At 68.6% G+C, this 15,401-nt stretch carries 16 protein-coding genes; 9 read left to right on the plus strand and 7 right to left on the minus strand.

What is annotated here, in order from left to right; all coding sequences use genetic code 11:
* Positions 1-59 precede the first annotated feature (59 nt).
* Positions 60-437: a cyclophilin-like fold protein gene (locus ACZ4SA_RS02160; RefSeq protein WP_468268777.1), complete on the plus strand. Its 378-nt coding sequence runs from the start codon at positions 60-62 to the stop codon at positions 435-437.
* Between the two features lie 41 nt (positions 438-478).
* Here the strand turns inward: ACZ4SA_RS02160 and hisC are convergent, their stop codons facing one another.
* Complete coding sequence (gene hisC / locus ACZ4SA_RS02165; protein ID WP_468268780.1) at positions 479-1,558, minus strand: histidinol-phosphate transaminase; 1,080 nt, start codon at positions 1,556-1,558, stop codon at positions 479-481.
* 409 nt (positions 1,559-1,967) lie between these two features.
* On the opposite strand from hisC, the gene ACZ4SA_RS02170 reads away from it, so the two are divergent.
* From ACZ4SA_RS02170 to ACZ4SA_RS02180, 3 genes are all read left to right on the plus strand, one after another.
* Positions 1,968-3,080 carry a LacI family DNA-binding transcriptional regulator gene (locus tag ACZ4SA_RS02170; RefSeq protein ID WP_468269258.1) on the plus strand — a complete coding sequence of 371 codons (1,113 nt, stop codon included), beginning with the start codon at positions 1,968-1,970 and terminating at the stop codon, positions 3,078-3,080.
* 182 nt (positions 3,081-3,262) lie between these two features.
* Positions 3,263-4,387: a metallophosphoesterase gene (locus ACZ4SA_RS02175; RefSeq protein WP_468269260.1), complete on the plus strand. Its 1,125-nt coding sequence runs from the start codon at positions 3,263-3,265 to the stop codon at positions 4,385-4,387.
* 148 nt (positions 4,388-4,535) lie between these two features.
* The gene (locus tag ACZ4SA_RS02180) at positions 4,536-5,390 is read left to right on the plus strand and encodes a hypothetical protein (protein ID WP_468268783.1); all 855 of its coding nucleotides are present in this window, start codon (positions 4,536-4,538) and stop codon (positions 5,388-5,390) included.
* A gap of 82 nt (positions 5,391-5,472) precedes the next feature.
* On the opposite strand, the gene ACZ4SA_RS02185 is transcribed toward ACZ4SA_RS02180, so the two are convergent.
* Positions 5,473-5,664, minus strand: a complete 192-nt coding sequence (locus ACZ4SA_RS02185) for a hypothetical protein (RefSeq protein ID WP_468268786.1) — start codon at positions 5,662-5,664, stop codon at positions 5,473-5,475.
* Between the two features lie 225 nt (positions 5,665-5,889).
* Between ACZ4SA_RS02185 and ACZ4SA_RS02190 the strand changes: the two genes are divergently transcribed.
* Both ACZ4SA_RS02190 and ACZ4SA_RS02195 read left to right on the plus strand, forming a co-directional pair.
* The gene (locus ACZ4SA_RS02190) at positions 5,890-7,233 is read left to right on the plus strand and encodes a TrkH family potassium uptake protein (protein ID WP_468268789.1); all 1,344 of its coding nucleotides are present in this window, start codon (positions 5,890-5,892) and stop codon (positions 7,231-7,233) included.
* Positions 7,226-7,915, plus strand: a complete 690-nt coding sequence (locus ACZ4SA_RS02195) for a potassium channel family protein (protein ID WP_468268791.1) — start codon at positions 7,226-7,228, stop codon at positions 7,913-7,915. Before ACZ4SA_RS02190 ends, ACZ4SA_RS02195 begins: the two co-directional genes overlap by 8 nt.
* Before the next feature lie 184 nt (positions 7,916-8,099).
* On the opposite strand, the gene thiC is transcribed toward ACZ4SA_RS02195, so the two are convergent.
* Positions 8,100-9,890, minus strand: coding sequence for a phosphomethylpyrimidine synthase ThiC (gene thiC, locus ACZ4SA_RS02200; RefSeq protein WP_468268794.1), 1,791 nt, complete (start codon positions 9,888-9,890; stop codon positions 8,100-8,102).
* A 194-nt stretch (positions 9,891-10,084) separates the two neighbouring features.
* Between thiC and ACZ4SA_RS02205 the strand changes: the two genes are divergently transcribed.
* Positions 10,085-11,401, plus strand: coding sequence for a YibE/F family protein (locus ACZ4SA_RS02205; RefSeq protein ID WP_468268797.1), 1,317 nt, complete (start codon positions 10,085-10,087; stop codon positions 11,399-11,401).
* A 24-nt stretch (positions 11,402-11,425) separates the two neighbouring features.
* On the opposite strand, the gene ACZ4SA_RS02210 is transcribed toward ACZ4SA_RS02205, so the two are convergent.
* The 4 genes from ACZ4SA_RS02210 to ACZ4SA_RS02225 all read right to left on the minus strand — a co-directional run bounded on the left by ACZ4SA_RS02210 (position 11,426) and on the right by ACZ4SA_RS02225 (position 13,695).
* Entirely contained in the window at positions 11,426-11,860 is a 435-nt protein-coding gene (locus tag ACZ4SA_RS02210) for an SsgA family sporulation/cell division regulator (protein WP_468268800.1), read from the minus strand.
* A 132-nt stretch (positions 11,861-11,992) separates the two neighbouring features.
* On the minus strand, positions 11,993-12,763 hold the full coding sequence (locus ACZ4SA_RS02215; RefSeq protein ID WP_468268803.1) for an IclR family transcriptional regulator: 771 nt from the start codon (positions 12,761-12,763) through the stop codon (positions 11,993-11,995).
* Positions 12,764-13,023: 260 nt separating this feature from the next.
* Positions 13,024-13,236 (minus strand): DUF5326 family protein, encoded by a 213-nt coding sequence (locus ACZ4SA_RS02220; RefSeq protein ID WP_468269262.1) that lies wholly within the window; start codon positions 13,234-13,236, stop codon positions 13,024-13,026.
* 141 nt (positions 13,237-13,377) lie between these two features.
* Positions 13,378-13,695: a cupin domain-containing protein gene (locus ACZ4SA_RS02225; protein WP_356630069.1), complete on the minus strand. Its 318-nt coding sequence runs from the start codon at positions 13,693-13,695 to the stop codon at positions 13,378-13,380.
* A 51-nt stretch (positions 13,696-13,746) separates the two neighbouring features.
* Between ACZ4SA_RS02225 and ACZ4SA_RS02230 the strand changes: the two genes are divergently transcribed.
* Together ACZ4SA_RS02230 and ACZ4SA_RS02235 are read left to right on the plus strand one after the other, a co-directional pair.
* Positions 13,747-14,124 carry a phage holin family protein gene (locus ACZ4SA_RS02230; RefSeq protein ID WP_468268807.1) on the plus strand — a complete coding sequence of 126 codons (378 nt, stop codon included), beginning with the start codon at positions 13,747-13,749 and terminating at the stop codon, positions 14,122-14,124.
* A gap of 37 nt (positions 14,125-14,161) precedes the next feature.
* Positions 14,162-15,328: a cystathionine gamma-lyase gene (locus ACZ4SA_RS02235; protein WP_468268810.1), complete on the plus strand. Its 1,167-nt coding sequence runs from the start codon at positions 14,162-14,164 to the stop codon at positions 15,326-15,328.
* Positions 15,329-15,401 lie beyond the last annotated feature (73 nt).

Here is a 15,401-nt window from a genome sequence, read left to right on the forward strand (position 1 = left end):
GGGGGGTCCCCCTTGAGGGGGCCTTCTCGAGAACTTCAACATACTGTTGAATTTGACCCATGCAGATACGGATCTCCTGGCCCGGCGGACATCTGACCGCCACGATCGACGCAACCCCCACGAGCAAGGCGCTCATGGGGGTTCTGCCGTTCTCCGCGACGGCCCGGACCTGGGGCGAGGAGGTCTACTTCGAGACACCCGTCTCCGTGGCTCGGGAGTCGAACGCCCGCCAAGTGGTGGAGCCCGGCACCGTCGCGTTCTGGACCGACGGCGACGCCCTCGCCCTTCCCTACGGGCCGACCCCGATCTCCCTCGGTGAGGAATGCCGCCTCGCCGGTCCCTGCAATGTGCTCGGCAGGATCGACGGCGACCCCCGCCGGCCGGCAGGGATCAGGGCGGGCGACCCGGTCCGGGTGGAGTGCGTCACCCAGGACTGAGGCCCCCGCCCGGCACCACCGGCGGGGTCGACCGCGGGGCCCTACAGACCCTTGCGGAACGTCTCCGCCGTGTGCAGGAACACGTCCATCGCCTCGGACTCGCCGATGGTGACGCGCACGCCCTCGCCGGTGAACGGCCGGACCACGACGCCGGCCTTCTCACAGGCCGCGGCGAAGTCCAGCGTGCGCCCACCGAGGCGCAGCCAGACGAAGTTCGCCTGTGTCTCGGGCACCGTCCAGCCCTGCTCCACCAGGCCCTCGTACACCCTGTTCCGCTCGCAGACCAGCGATCCGACCCGCCCGAGCAGCTCGTCCTCGGCGCGCAGGGAAGCCACCGCCGCCTCCTGCGCGAGCTGGGTGACGCCGAAGGGGACCGCCGTCTTCCGCAGTGCCGCCGCCACCGGCTCATGGGCCACGGCGAAGCCGACCCGCAGGCCCGCCAGACCGTACGCCTTGGAGAAGGTGCGCAGCACCGCGACATTGGGGCGGTCACGGTAGATCTCGAGACCGTCGGGGACGTCGGAGTCGCGGATGAACTCCCGGTACGCCTCGTCCAGCACCACCAGTACATCGGAGGGCACCCGGTCGAGGAACCGCTCCAGCTCCGCACGGCGGACTACGGTGCCGGTCGGGTTGTTGGGGTTGCAGACGAAGATCAGCCGCGTCCGGTCGGTGATCGCGTCGGCCATGGCGTCAAGGTCGTGCACCTCGCCCTCGGTCAGCGGCACCTGCACGGCGGTCGCGCCGCTGATCTGCGTGATGATCGGGTACGCCTCGAAGGAGCGCCAGGCGTAGATCACCTCGTCGCCGGGGCCGGAGGTCGACTGGAGCAGCGACTGCGCGACGCCCACCGAGCCGGTGCCCGTGGCCAGGTGCGTCACCGGCACCCCGAACCGGTCCGCGAGCTCGTCCATCAGACCCGTGCAGGCCATGTCGGGGTAGCGGTTGAAGTTCTGTGCCGCCGCCATCACGCTCTCCATCACGCCCGGCAGCGGCGGGTACGGGTTCTCGTTGGAGGACAGCTTGTAGGCCACCGGGCCACCGGCCGCCGCCGGCTTGCCCGGCTTGTACGTGGGGATGCCGTCCAGCTCGGCGCGCAGCTTGGGGCTCGTCTCGCTCACCGCAGGTCCTCCTCGACCGTCCGTGCAGATCGGTACTGCTCAACCAATACTGCTCACCTTATGAGGATTCGCCGCCGCTGCGAATGGCCGGGCGCGATGAACGCTCGCCGCGGCCTGAGGCGGAGGCTCCCGAAGGGCACGATCGAGAGGGGGGAGCGCCTCCACCCGGCGTGCGCCGGTAGCTCACGCCGTGGCGCGCATCCCCCGTAGTGATGAGTTGAGACCTCATCGAGACATGGGCCGTTCGCCAGGCCTCGAAGGCCCCGCGCCCGGCACCGTCCGCCGTCGGTGCCCAACTGACTTGGTTTCCAAGGATATTAAGCCATAATGATCATGCAGAAACGTGCCTGTCAACGTGCGCATATGCGACCGGCCCAACCACCTGCGCGAGCCCTACTATCGGCTCGCCATGACAGCAGCAGGGAAGCATCAGGTGAGCCGGACGGACACATCCCGCCGGGGCGGCAGGCAGGGCCGGGCAGGCATCAGAGACGTGGCCGCCGCGGCCGGGGTCTCCATCACAACCGTCTCCGACGCCCTCAACGGCAAGGGCCGGCTGCCCGAGGCCACCCGCAGACACGTCCGCGAGGTCGCCGAGCGGCTGGGCTACCGCCCGTCCGCCGCGGCCCGGACCCTCCGTACCGGGAAGTCGGGCTTAATCGGCCTGACGGTGACGACGTACGGGGATGAACCTTTCACCTTCACGGAGTTCGCGTACTTCGCCGAAATGGCCAGAGCCGCGACCTCGGCCGCGCTCGCCCGCGGCTACGCCCTGGTCATCCTGCCCGCCACCTCACGCCACGACGTCTGGTCGAACGTCGCCCTCGACGGCACCATCGTCATCGACCCCTCCGACCACGACCCGGTCGTCACCGAGTTGGTGCGGCAGGGCCTGCCCGTCGTCTCCGACGGCCGTCCGGCCGGCACGCTCCCGGTGACCGCCTGGGTCGACAACGACCACGAAGCCGCCGTCCTCGATCTGCTCGACCATCTCGCCGACGCCGGCGCCCGCCGCATCGGCTTGCTCACCGGCACCACCACCGACACCTACACACGGCTGTCGACCACCGCCTACCTCAGCTGGTGCGAACGGGTCGGCCAGGCTCCGGTCTACGAGTCCTACCCCGCCCACGACCCGTGCGCCGGCGCCGTCGCCGCCGACCGGCTGCTCGCCCGCCCCGACCGGCCCGACGCCGTGTACGGGCTCTTCGACCCCAACGGCACGGACCTGCTCGCCGCGGCCCGCCGCTACGGACTGCGCGTCCCCGACGATCTGCTGCTCGTGTGCTGCAGCGAGTCGACCGTCTACGCCACCACCGAGCCGCCCATCACCACGCTCTCGCTGAAACCGCGGCGGATCGGTACGGCAGTGGTCCAGCTCCTGATCGACGCGATCGAGGGAATCGACGAGGACCGGCCGGTCGAGCAGGTGATACCCACCGAACTGATCGTCAGGACCTCGTCGCAGCGCCGCTCCCCGCGGACGACGGTCAGCGCCCCGCGATCTCCCACGAAGGACTAGCCCGTCCCGTCTGCAGGACTAGACCTTAACAATTGGGACGAAACAACCGGAAAACCAGGGAGTGCGCAAGGATTCACCACCCCTGGTGCGTCACACACCGCCTGGCTCATTCCTATGATGGGCGAACGACACCGCGGACCACCCCGACCAGGCTGGGCCGAGAGGTGAACGGCGGCGCGACGGTGGTGGAGGGGTCGATGACTCAGGGGGCCGGTCAAGGACCCGTGGTGCGGACGGCGACGTTGCGCGATTTCCGCGTACCGCCGTACGCACAGGTGCCCGTGCAGTCGCACTCGGCGGACCCCGTCCACACGGGACACACGGGCAACGCGGAACACGGAGGCCACCCGGGTAACGCCTTCCCCGAAGGCGAGCCCCCGGAGGGCTACACCCCGACGGCGCGCGACCTGCCGGTCATCAGCAGAGGCGGACCCGGCGACACCGTCCAGGTCCAGGTCGACCCCGACGACGCCCCGGTTCCCGACGGGCGCGGCCCGTTGTACGTCGTCGGCGACGTACACGGCTATCTCGACGAGCTCCTCGCGGCCCTCGCCGCGCAGGGCCTCATCGACACGGAAGGACACTGGGCCGCGGGCAACGCCCGGCTGTGGTTCCTCGGGGACTTCACCGACCGCGGCCCCGACGGCATCGGCGTGATCGACCTCGTCATGCGTCTCTCGGCCGAGGCCGCCGCCGCAGGCGGCTACTGCAAGGCCCTGATGGGCAACCACGAACTGCTGCTGCTCGGCGCCAAACGCTTCGGCGACACGCCCGTCAACTCCGGTGCGGGCACCGCCACCTTCCAGGCGGCCTGGCTTCTCAACGGCGGGCAGAAGGCGGACATGGACCGGCTGCAGGAGGTCCATCTGCAGTGGATGGCCCGGCTCGACGCGATCGTCGAGGAGGACAGTCACCTGCTGCTGCACTCCGACACGACCGCCTATCTCGACTACGGCTCCACCATCGCGGACGTCAACGACACCGTGCACGCGATCCTCACGCGCAACGACGCGGACGAGTGCTGGGACCTGTTCCGCAAGTTCACCAAGCGCTTCGCCTTCCGTGACGACGGCGGCCCGGAGGCGGTGCGCGAGTTGCTCGGCGCCTACGGCGGCCGGCGCATCGTGCACGGCCACAGCCCCATTCCGTATCTGCTGGGCGAGGTGGGCACCGAGGACGGCGAGGACGGGGAGCGCCCGGTGGTCGACGGTCCACACGTCTACGCGGACGGGCTCGCGATCGCCATGGACGGCGGCGTGACCATGGCCGGAAAGCTTCTTGTCCAGCAGCTCCCGCTGGCGAACTGAGCCGACTCGCCGCAGGAGATTTGCACAAACCCCCTGTCACCCTGTGCCGTAACCGCTCTACCATCGGCTTATCCGTAGCAGACTCTCCTCCGTTTCCGCCCGACTGCCCGGTCGTACCGGGTAGTCCGGCCCGACGGAGCATCGGGGGATGCACATGAACAGCGCTCCGCACCTGCTGACCGAGGACCGCGCCGAGTACGAGCGACTTCTCGACGAGGCACTGCGCAACGCCCATGACCGCCCGGATCTGGCCGCCGTGGGGCTGCGTCTGAACAACGAGCAGCTCCGCACCATGGCACTGAACGCGACGGCACTGATCACCACGTCGGCCGCCGCCGAGTACGAGCACTACGTGAAAGTGCGCCGCGAAATGCGCACGCCCACCTTGGCCGACTCGGTGCGCGGCTCCGTGTCGGCACCGGCCGTGGGGGAAGCGGCCGAGGGCGGTGCCGGCTTCGCGGCCGTCGTCGCCGTGCTCGCCCCTGTCCTCGCCGGGACCGCCGCGGTCATATTCCTGCTCGTCGGCTACATCCTGAAGATGCTCAGCCCCACCCCGTCCTTCGCCGACGCCCTGCTGACGGCCGGATGGTTCTTCGGCGCGCTCACGGCAGCGGGCATCCTGGTCGCCGCGGTGGGGCTGCTGCTGACCGCCCTGCGCAACGGCGCCGCCCAGGTGGCGGACGCGGTGCCCTCCGGCGAACTGCCGGACGAGGTCGCACGGGCCAGGGAAGCCTGGCGCCATGCCCTGCTGGAGCGCGGCATTCTGCCCTTCCTGCGGGCAGCCCTCGCCGACCCGAGCGCCGACCCGTCGTCCGCGAGACCGCCGCGGCCGGTGAGCCGCATGCCGAAGATCGGCTACAGCGGGCCGGACTTCTCCAGTCCCGCGGACGGCTCGGGCAAGGGACAGCGTCCGACGTTCACCAGCCCGGACTTCACCAGCCCGGACTTCGGCGGGCCCGAGCACCGACCGAAGTCACCCGGTCCCGAGCACCGGCCGGAGTGATCCCGGCTTCAACGGTCGTTACATCTGGCGATCCGTGGATTCCACCTTGGCTTCACTCCGGCAGGTGCAGGCCCACGGCAGGTCACTGGCGGTCCGGGGGACTCCCGGGCCGGTAGATCATTTCGATCAGGAACGCGACGATCACCAGCCACCCACCGACCGCAAGCAGCCACATCGCATCGAAGAGGAAACCGCACACGAGGAGGGGCACAGCGGTCAGCGTCAGAGCGTAGACGGCATGCCGGATACCGCGGTCGATCTCAGGGCCCCGCATACGACTGCCTCCGGATCACACGTCCCTGGAGCGACGATGTGAGGACCGCTGCCGTTGGCCGAGGGAGTGAGCCGGTCATGAACGCAACTGTAGACACGACAGGGCGGACGGGATGAGATCCAGGCGTAAGGCTCGCGTATAGAAAACTTCCGTCATCCGGTTCCGTGGCTATCGTCGTCCAGTGCAAAAGATCGAAACGTGCTTTGGCGGCAGAGCGGGTCTGCCGTGGTGATCCGCCCCTGGCCACGGCTGAGGCATCCGGCTCAGGTCGTCGTCACCGGGTTCGCCACGGCGATCGCTGCCGGTACCGGATTGCTGATGCTCCCGGTCGCCAAGGCGGGACCCGGCAGCGCGAGCCTGCTGGAGGCGCTGTTCACCTCGGTCTCAGCGGTCTGCGTGACCGGGCTGGTGGTGGTGGACACACCCACCTACTGGACCGGGTTCGGGCAGGTCGTGATCCTGTGTCTTATCCAGCTCGGCGGCCTGGGCATCATGACCTTCGCTTCTCTGCTCGGTCTGCTGATCTCTCACCGGATGGGACTGCGGGCCCGCCTGACCGCGGCTGCCGAGACCAAGACCCTGGGGCTCGGTGACGTACGGACGGTCGTCGTCGGTGTCGTCAGGGTCAGCCTGCTGCTGGAGGCAATCACTGCGCTGGTGCTGACCCTGCGCTTCGGAGCGGGATACGACACGCCGTGGCCGCGGGCATTGTGGCTGGGTGTCTTCCACGCCGTCTCAGCCTTCAACAACGCAGGTTTCGCTCTGTACTCCGACAGCCTCATGGGTTTCGTCACCGACCCGTGGATCTGCCTGCCGATCGCGTTGGCGGTCATTGCCGGCGGGCTGGGCTTCCCCGTGCTGTTCGAGCTGCGCCGCCGGTGGCGCAGGCCCTGGACGTGGTCTTTGCACACCAAGATCGTCGTGTGGGCGAGCGGCGTCTTCCTGGTCGGCGGGAGCGTGTTCATCACCGCGATCGAGTGGACCAACCCAGCCACGTTGGGGCCGCTGGACACGCCGGGCAAGTTGTTGGCCGGGTTCTTCCAGGGCGTGATGCCCCGTACCGCCGGCTTCAACAGCATCGACACCGGTCAGATGAACCCGGCCAGCTGGCTCGGCATGGACGTCCTGATGTTCGTCGGCGGCGCCAGCGCCGGCACCGCCGGCGGGATCAAGGTCACCACTTTCGCCGTGCTCTTCTTCGTCGTGTACGCCGAGGTGCGCGGCGAGGGCGCGGTGAACATCTTTCACCGACGCCTGCACGGCGACACGCAGCGCCAGGCGCTGACGGTCGTGCTGCTGGCGGTGGCCGCCGTAGTGGGCTCGACGGTGGTCTTCATGGTGTTCACCGACTTCAACCTGGACCGGTCCTTGTTCGAAGTCATCTCGGCCTTCGCCACCGTCGGCCTGTCCACCGGCATCACGGCCGACCTCCCGGCCACGGAACAGGTCTTGCTCACCGTGCTGATGTTCATCGGGCGGCTCGGCCCGATCACCGTGGCTTCCGCGCTCGCCATGCGTCAGCGCGTCCGCATGTACGACCTGCCCGAGGAGAGACCCGTCATTGGCTAGGAACCGCAGTCACAAGACCCGGCGCATCGCCGGCAACGATTCTGTCGTGGTCATCGGTATGGGCCGTTTCGGACGTGCCCTGGCCCTGGAACTCGTGGACGAGGACACCGAAGTCCTCGGCATCGACGAGAATCCCGAGGTCGTCCAACTGCTGTCCGGCTCCCTCACACACGTGGTGCGCGCCGACTCCACCAAGGAGGACGTGCTCCGGCAGCTGGCCGTGCATGAGTTCAACCGTGCCGTCGTCGCCATCGGCACCGACCTCGAGGCCAGCATCCTTACCGCCTCCCTACTTGTCTCCTTCGGGATCCAGGACGTCTGGGCCAAGGCGATCAGCGAGGCCCACGGCCGGATCCTCACCCAGCTCGGTGTCCAGCACGTCGTCTACCCCGAGCACGACATGGGCCAGCGTGTCGCCCACCTGGTCCGTGGCCGCATGCTCGACTACATCGAGTTCGAAGACGACTTCGCCATGGCCAAGACCAACCCACCCGCCGACATCATCGGCAAGCGACTCGCCGACAGCGCCGTACGATCCCGCTACGGCCTCACCGTCGTCGCGATCAAACGCCCCGGAGAAGGCTTCACCTACGCGACCGCCGACACCATCGTCCAGGCCGGCGACACCATCATCGTTGCCGGACGCACGCGCCAGACGGAACGCTTCAGCGAACTCCAGTAGCTCAGCGCAGCCTGCCGCCCGTGGACCAGCCGTGGACCAGCCGTGGCCCACAACAGCCCCGTGACGGCCTGATCAGCATGGAAGCATCTACGTCAGTCCCCTGGCGCGGCTGTGACCAGCCCCCTCGTGAAAGCCGACAGCGTCCCCCGGAGCGTTTGCCGGGGGACGCCAAAACACCAGAAGATCAGTCCGCAATAGGCAGATAGACGCGGTTGCCCGACTCGGCGAACTCCTTCGACTTCGCCAGCATCCCCGCTTGGATGGCATCGTCGCTGGTCAGAGCCAGATCCGGGGCGAACTGCTCTGTGATGCTTCTACTGATCTTCATCGAGCAGAACTTGGGACCGCACATCGAGCAGAAGTGCGCGGTCTTCGCCGGCTCGGCCGGCAGCGTCTCGTCGTGGAACTCCCTGGCCGTGTCCGGGTCGAGGGCGAGATTGAACTGGTCCTCCCAGCGGAACTCGAAACGCGCGTCCGACAGCGCGTCGTCCCATTCCTGGGCGCCCGGGTGCCCCTTGGCGAGATCCGCCGCATGGGCGGCGATCTTGTAGGTGATGACGCCGGTCTTGACGTCGTCACGGTCCGGCAGGCCCAGATGCTCCTTGGGCGTGACATAGCAGAGCATCGCCGTGCCCCACCAGGCGATCATGGCCGCCCCGATGCCGGACGTGATGTGGTCGTAGGCGGGCGCCACGTCCGTGGTGAGGGGGCCGAGTGTGTAGAACGGCGCCTCCTCGCAGATCTCCTGCTGGAGGTCGATGTTCTCCTTGATCTTGTGCATCGGGACATGGCCCGGGCCCTCGATCATCGTCTGCACGTTGTGGCGCTTGGCGATGGTGTTGAGCTCGCCGAGCGTCTTCAACTCGGCGAACTGCGCCTCGTCGTTGGCGTCCGCGATCGAACCGGGCCGCAGCCCGTCGCCGAGGGAGTACGTCACGTCGTACGCGGCGAGGATCTCGCAGAGCTCCTCGAAGTTCTCGTACAGGAACGACTCCTTGTGGTGCGCCAGGCACCAGGCCGCCATGATCGAGCCGCCGCGCGAGACGATGCCGGTCTTGCGCCGGGCCGTCAGCGGCACGTAGCGCAGCAGCACCCCCGCGTGGACCGTCATGTAGTCGACGCCCTGCTCGGCCTGCTCGATGACCGTGTCCTTGTAGACGTCCCAGGTCAGGTCCTCGGCCTTGCCGTCCACCTTCTCCAGCGCCTGGTACAGCGGCACCGTGCCGATGGGGACGGGGGAGTTCCGCAGCACCCACTCGCGGGTGGTGTGGATGTTGCGGCCGGTGGACAGGTCCATGACCGTGTCGGCACCCCAACGGGTCGCCCAGGTCATCTTCTCGACCTCCTCCTCGATGGAGGAGGTGACCGCGGAGTTGCCGATGTTGGCGTTGACCTTCACCAGGAACCGCTTGCCGATGATCATCGGCTCGATCTCCGGGTGGTTCACGTTCGCCGGCAGCACGGCCCGACCGGCCGCGATCTCCTCCCGCACCACTTCGGGGGAGACATTCTCGCGGATGGCGACGTACTCCATCTCCGGCGTGATCTCGCCACGGCGGGCGTACGCAAGCTGCGTCACCGCCTGCCCGTCGCGGCCCCGGCGGGGCTGGCGCGGGCGTCCCGGGAAGACGGCGTCGAGGTTGCGCAGCCCCCCGCGCGGCGACGTGTGCTTGATCCCGTCGTCCTCCGGGCGGACCGGCCGCCCGGCGTACTCCTCGGTGTCGCCGCGGCCGATGATCCAGTTCTCCCGCAGCGGCGGCAGCCCGCGGCGCACGTCGGTTTCGACGTTAGGGTCGGTGTACGGGCCGGACGTGTCGTACAACGTGACGTCCTTGCCGTTGGTGAGGTGCACCTTGCGCACCGGCACCCGGAGGTCGGGGCGCGAGCCCTCGACGTATCCCTTGTGCCAGCCGATGGACTTTCCGGCCTCGTCGTTCTGGTTGGAGGCAGGCGTGCGTGCGTCCGATACGGTCATGAGACCTACTCCCTACGCCGGCATTACCCGGTAACAGGTTCGGCGGTCGGCGCAGCTGGTCCCGTACGGATGTACGAGGTCAGCGCCCTCTCAGCCCGGTGCTCCGAGCTCCCGCGTGTGCAAAGGTGCCACCACGCTAGCGTCATGTCCCGCACGCTGAACAGAGGGCCCCGGGTTCTTGCGATGATCGACCCGTGACCTCATCGCCAGAGTCCCCAGAACCGCACATCCACAGCCACGGCCATGGGCCCGCCGCCCCGGTGTCCCGACACCTTCGGAAGGTCATCGCAGCCGTACTGATCCCCTTCGCGACTGCCGTGCTCGTCGGGCTCGCGGTGCTGTGGCCGGGAGGCGCGCCGGGCCACGAACGCACCGGCGTCGGCTTCGACCGGCAGACCGAGCTGGGCAAGGTGGTGCGCGTCGAAAGAGTCGACTGCAAGGACGTCAACGCCGCGCAGGTCCCGCCGACCGGCGACACCTCCACCCCCCAGGGACGCGAAGCTGTGAGCGGGCAGCAGGGCCAGTGCGCCAGGGCGACCGTCGAAGTCGTGAGCGGCAAGGACAAGGGCCGGACATTCGTCGAGATCGTCCAGCCGGACGCACCACGGCAGTTGAGCGAGGGCCAGGGGGTCGTGGTCGCGTACGCCCCCGACGCACCTCGCGATCTGCAGTACTCGGTGACCGACGTGGACCGGGAGTTCCCCATGGCACTGCTCGCGGGGATCTTCGCCCTCGCGGTGGTGCTCGTGGGCCGGATGCGCGGTGTGATGGCCCTGATCGCGCTGGCGGTCTCGTTCGCCGTGCTGACGCTGTTCATCCTGCCGGCGATCCTGCAGGGATCGAATCCGCTGATCGTCGCGGTGGTCGGGGCGAGCGCCATCATGCTGATCGCGCTGTACATGTGTCACGGGGTGACGGCACGCACCTCGGTCGCGGTGCTCGGCACCCTGATCTCGCTGCTGCTGATCGGGCTGCTGGGTTCGTTGTTCATCGGCTGGGCAAGCCTGAGCGGGAACACGGACGACAACACCGGCCTCATCCACGGCCTGTATCCCGACATCGACATGAGCGGCCTGCTGCTGGCCGGAGTCATCATCGGCTCCCTCGGAGTGCTCGACGACGTGACGGTGACCCAGACCTCGGCCGTATGGGAACTGCACCAGGCCGACCCGGACATGGGTCCGCGCCGCCTCTACGGCGCCGCGATCCGTATCGGCCGAGACCACATCGCCTCGGTCGTCAACACCCTCGTACTCGCCTATGCAGGCGCCGCGTTGCCCCTGCTGCTGCTTTTCTCGATCGCCCAGTCGGGCGTGGGTGCCGTGGCCACCAGCGAACTGGTGGCGCAGGAGATCGTTCGGACCCTGGTGGGCTCGATCGGCCTCGTCGCCTCCGTGCCGGTGACGACCGCGCTGGCCACCCTGGTGGTCTCGGCCGACCGTCCGGGGCCCGCGGAGCAACCGGACGGCTCCCCGGTCCGCAGCGGCAGGGGGCGGCGGCGCAAGAAGTAGCCGCACCATCGTGCCGATGGGGCGTCAGCCGGCGTTCTCCTCGGCGAGGATGCGTCCGAGAGCCTCTTCCAGGCTCATTTCGCAGTCACCCAGGGTCAGCTCCTGACCGATCGGCACCAGTTTGTCCGTACGGTCGAGGAAGGCCACGAGCGGCGCCGTGTCCGCGCGGAACAACGCCGAGTCGCTGCCGACCCGAAGCCGGATACGAACCTCCGACAGGCTTTCGGGACCGACGGGCGCGATGTGCACATCACCGTCGCCGCTCGGCCCGTTGATCCCGTCGAGCAGCAACTCCCGCCCGAACGCCCAGGTCACAGGCGCGTCGCCGGGAAGGTGAAAGGTCATCCGCACCGCATACGGATCCCCGGTCTCGTAACCCAGCTCCACCGGGATCCGGAAGGAGAGCTCCTCGGAGACAAGGAAGCTCATCAGTACCTCGGCCTGGACCGACTCGCGCATCACATACCCCGCAGTAATGAAGCCATTGAATGAACCCGTGCTGGCAAAGCAAGAAAATGGCCAGGACGATCCCCCTAGGCCCTCTTGACGCAATCGTCCTCGAAGGGCTAGCAGATCACAAGGAGTGATATTTCAGATACTGATAGAGAGGGCAAGTGACCCCAACAGCCCACCGATTCCGGTCCTCAGCTGCTCCACCGCGGGAAGCAGTCTGGCTTCCTGGTGAAGGGGCAGAGAAATGGCCATCGTCGCAGCCAGAGAGCCTGTTCTGATCGGAATGGCAGCACAGACCGTGCCGATCGCATATTCCTGACGCTCTACGACCGGCTCCATACGCCCACGGGACGCGAGCCGGTCCAGTAGAGCGCCCGGGTCACGCACCGTGTGCGGCGTGACGGGCTGAACGGGATGGCGGTCGAGGTGGTCCCGGCGGGCGGACTCGTCGAGCTGGCCGAGAAGGCACTGGCCCAACGCATGTGCGTGGCCGGTCTCCCGGAAATCGGCCCATTCGGCGACGGCCGGCGCATAGGGCGTGTCGGAGACCGCGACGATGTTGATCTCGCCTTCGCGGTAGACGGCGAAGTAGACGGGTACGCCGATGGCGTCCCGCCAGTGCGCCAGCGACTCCTCGAGCGTGCTGCGACGAGTCTGCAACGAGCCGCCGGACACCAGTCGTTCGACGGCGCTCCCGAGGGAATACACCCCGTTCTGACGCCGCAGATAGTCGCCGTGTGCCAGGGTGCGCAGCAGGTGATACGCGGTCGGCAGGGGAATACCGGCCTCCCGCGCCAGCAGCTTGGCGGGAGCGCCGTCCGGATGCGCGCCTGCAGCCTCCAGCAGCCTCAGCGCCCGTTGCACGGAGCCGATCAGGGTAGGTGCAGTGCCATTCGTGGCCCCGGCCACAGGTCACCCCCAGGCGTGGTAACGGGCAGCCCGCCCGCCCGCGGGGGCCGCCCCCGCGCGCCCGCCGCATCCCCCGGGCCCTGAACGGCCGTTCAGCCCAGGACACCTCGGAGCGCTGCCGAGAGCGGTCGTGCTCCGATATTTCCCGAGGGGCGGCAGAGATGAGCCACTCTAATGGCAGCACCGGCCGGGCAATGGGGGCCGCCCGGCCGTTCCCCCGGCCGGGCTAACGGCCGTTCGCCACCCGGCCCCCGGCATCCCTACCAGTCACTGCGCGAGCCGGACGACGACATGAACTTCCGTACGAGGAAGACCAGTCCGCCGACGAGGGCGACGAACACCAGCAGCTTGAACAGCAGCCCGATCACGAAGCCGACGACGCTCGCGATGAGACCGCCGAACACGACCAGCGCGATCACCGGGATCGCGACCCACTTCACCCACCACGGCATCCCCTTGAACATCTCCTGCACAGCCATCGCCCTACCTCGTCTCTCCCGAGTGCCTGCCCCCGAGTGCCTGCCTCGATGCTAGGCGGGCGGACGTGGTGAACGGGGTGCCGTGAGCCCTTGAACTCCCCTGACCGATCCCCTAGGGCCTCTCGGGGCGAGGGGTCAGCTCTCGGGCGGAGAGAAGACCACCATGACTCGCAGATCCTCGCTGATGTGGTGGAACTTGTGCGCCACCCCTGCCGGTACGTACACGACGCTGCCCCGGCCGACCTGTGTGGTCTCCATGCCCACCGTGATCGCCGCCCGGCCGCTGACCACGAAGTAGACCTCGTCCTGGTTGTGGGGAAGCTGCGGGTCGATCTCGCCGGCGTCGAGCGCATACAGTCCGACCGACATGTTCCGTTCGCGCAGGAACTGCAGATACGCGCCGTCGTTGGCAGCGCGCTCCGCCTCCAGCTCGTCCAGTCGGAATGCCTTCATCGTGGTCCCGCCCCTGCCCTTGGTCCGATCACGTCTGCCACGATCAGACACATGATGAATTTTCTAGTCAAGACGATCGCCAACGCGGGTGCCCTCTGGGTGGCCGTCTGGTTGCTGCAGGACATTACGTTGACCGGCGACAGCACCGGCAAGAAGGCCCTGACCCTGGTCCTGGTGGCCCTGCTCTTCGGGCTGGTGAACTTCCTCGTCAAGCCCGTCGTCCAGCTGCTCACCCTGCCCCTGTTCATCCTCACCCTCGGTCTGATCACCCTGGTGATCAACGCCCTGATGCTGCTCCTCACCTCGTGGCTCGCCGACAAGCTCGACCTGAGCTTCCATGTCGAGGGCTTCTGGACGGCGGTTCTCGGCGGACTGATCATCTCGATCGTGTCGTGGGCCCTGAACCTCGTCCTGCCCGACAAGGACTGAGCGCCGCGTGATGGCGAACGGACGAGGAGCGCATGGCATGACCGGCACGGCCCAGGGCGACGGCACCACGGCCGTACGGGCGGGGCTGCCCGAACCGGTGAAGTACGAACCGACCCTCCCCGGCCCGGTCTTCGCCGCCCACTTCCACCTGCCCGGAGAGCCGACCGGCCCGTACACGTACGGCCGGGACGAGAACCCGACCTGGACCCATCTCGAGCGGGCCGTCGGCGAGCTCGAAGCCCCCGGGGAGAGTGTCGAGACCGTCGTCTTCGCCTCCGGCATGGCGGCCGTCTCCGCCGTACTGATGTCGCAGCTGAAGACCGGAGACGTCGTCGTCATGCCCGACGACGGCTACCAGGCGCTGCCGCTGGTCCACGACCAGCTGCGGGCGTTCGGCGTCGAGGTGCGCACCGCCCCCACCGGCGGCGACGCCCAGCTGAGCGTGCTCGAAGGGGCCCGGCTGCTGTGGCTCGAGACACCGTCCAACCCGGGGCTCGACGTGTGCGACGTCCGGCGGCTGACCGACGCCGCACATGCGGCGGGAACCCTCGTCGCCGTCGACAACACCCTGGCCACCCCCCTCGGCCAGCGGCCGCTCGAGCTGGGCGCCGACTTCTCGGTGGCCAGCGACACCAAGGGCATGACCGGCCACGGCGACATCCTGCTGGGTCATGTGACCTGCCGGGACCCGCAGCTCGCGGCAGGCGTACGGCGCTGGCGCAAGATCGTCGGCGCGATCCCGGGGCCGATGGAGGCGTGGCTCGCCCATCGGTCGCTCGCCACCCTTCAGCTGCGTGCCGACCGGCAGAGCGCGAACGCGCTGGCCGTCGCGCAGGCACTGAGCGGCCGCGCCGAGGTCAGCGGCCTGCGCCACCCGGGACTGCCGACCGACCCCTCGCACAAGCTCGCGGCGCAGCAGATGCGGCGCTTCGGCTGTGTGGTGTCCTTCGACCTGCCCGACCGTGCCCATGCGGAGCGCTTCCTCGACGGGCTGCGGCTGGTCGACGACGCGACCAGCTTCGGCGGCGTCCGCTCCAGCGCGGAACGCCGCGGCCGCTGGGGCGGGGACGCCGTCCCGGAGGGCTTCATCCGCTTCTCCGCAGGCGCGGAGGATGCCGACGACCTGGTGGCCGACGTGCTGCGGGCACTGGACGAGGCGGCTGCTCCTGCCGCTGACCTACGGCCGCCTGCGCACGGCGGCTGAACCCGGCGAGGAAGACGGACGGTCCGAACCTCCCCCCTCATGGCTCGGACCGCCCTCGGTTCCCGCGCGCCAA

It is taken from the genome of Streptomyces sp. NPDC027962, assembly GCF_055566095.1.